This is a genomic window from Methylobacterium sp. A52T (assembly GCF_053346095.1).
The window spans coordinates 1-1,455 of sequence record NZ_JBKFBI010000294.1; the positions used below are offsets into that span (position 1 = coordinate 1).

2 protein-coding genes are annotated in these 1,455 nt (G+C 79.7%); both read right to left on the minus strand.

Going from position 1 to position 1,455, the window contains the following annotated elements:
* Positions 1-720: tRNA lysidine(34) synthetase TilS (tilS, locus tag ACLBYE_RS30440; RefSeq protein WP_447697027.1), on the minus strand; the 720-nt coding region annotated here is incomplete at its 3' end.
* The coding region (gene ybgF / locus ACLBYE_RS30445; RefSeq protein WP_447697026.1) for a tol-pal system protein YbgF at positions 717-1,455 on the minus strand (739 nt) is incomplete at its 5' end. The genes ybgF and tilS, both read right to left, overlap by 4 nt.

Here is a 1,455-nt window from a genome sequence, read left to right on the forward strand (position 1 = left end):
GAGCGCGGCCTCGTCGCGGGCGGCGCGCTCGGCGAGCCGGGCGAGGCGCGCCCGGGTCAGGCCCTCGCGCTCCAGGGCCGGCCAGGCCGCGCGCAGGCGGCCGCGGGCGAAGCGCGGATCGCTGTTGGCTGGATCGCGCAGATACGCGATGCCGCGCGCCGCGCACCACGCCTCCAGGCTCGCCTTCGGCAGGTGCAGGAACGGGCGCCCGAGGGCGAGGCCGGGACCGAGGTCCCGCTCGGCGCGCATGCCGGCGAGCCCCGCGGGGCCGCTGCCGGCCGCGAGCCGGATCAGCACCGTCTCGGCCTGGTCATCCCGCGTGTGGCCCGTCAGCACGAGCCCGGCGCCGACCGCCCCGGCATGGGCGGCGAGGAGTGCGTAGCGGGCGGTGCGGGCCGCGTCCTGCAGGCCGGTGCCCGGCTTCGCGCCCGTCCAGGTCAGGGTCGCGTGGGGCAGGTCCAGCGCCCGGGCGGCGCGGCCGACGCCCTCGGCCTCCGCCCCGGATTCCGGCCGCAGGCCGTGATCGACGGTCGCCACGCGCAGGGACGCGCCGGTCGCGTCGCGCAGGCGCGCGGCGGCGTGCATCAGGGCGCTCGAATCGGGACCGCCCGAGACGGCGAGGAGCACGCCCCGCCCGGCGCGCGCGGCCCGGTCGAGCCAGGGGCGGAGGGCGTCGAGGACCGGGTCGCCCGGCTCGCCCAGATCGCCCGAGACGCTCAGGCGCCGCAGCGGGCGCGCTTCTGCTCGCGGGCGACGCCCTGGCGGACGCCGGTGCCGGCATTCGGAAACTTCCGGTCCAGCTCGGCCAGGGTCGCGCAGGCCTGCTCGCGGGCGCCGAGCGCGTTGAGCGTGACGCCGAGCTTCAGCATGGCGTCGGGGGCCTGGGCGGAGCGGGCGTAGTCGGTGGAGACCTTCAGGAACTGCTCGGCGGCCTCGCGGTTGCGGCCGCGGGCGAGGTAGCTCTCGCCGAGCCAGTAGGTCGCGCCGGCGACGCGGTTGTCGCGCGGGTGCGACTGGATGAACTGGCGCAGGCCCATCTCGGCCTGCTCGTACTGCTTGGCGCGGTACAGCTCGACCGCGGCGTCGAAATCGGCGGCCGGATCGCCGGTCCGGGTCGCCGCCACGCTCTCGGAGGGCCGCGCCGGGATCGCCCCGGTCCGGGCCGGCGGCCGCAGGTCCACGGGCTCGTCGTAGCCGGAGGTCCCGGCCTCCGCGTCGTCCTCGCCGGACTCGTTGAGCGCGCCCTGGGGCAGGCGCTGCGGCCGGGGCGCCGCCTCGGCGGCCTCCTCGGCCTCGCGGGGCGGCAGCGGCGCGGAGGGCTGCGTGCTGCCGAGCTGCATCGGGGCGCCCGGCGCGCCGGGGGCGTGCGACGGGTCGAAGGCGTCGCCGCGCTTGCCGGGGCGGGCGGCGCCCGGGTTGCCGCCCGTGGCGGGGCCCGGCGGCGCGGGGGCGGGC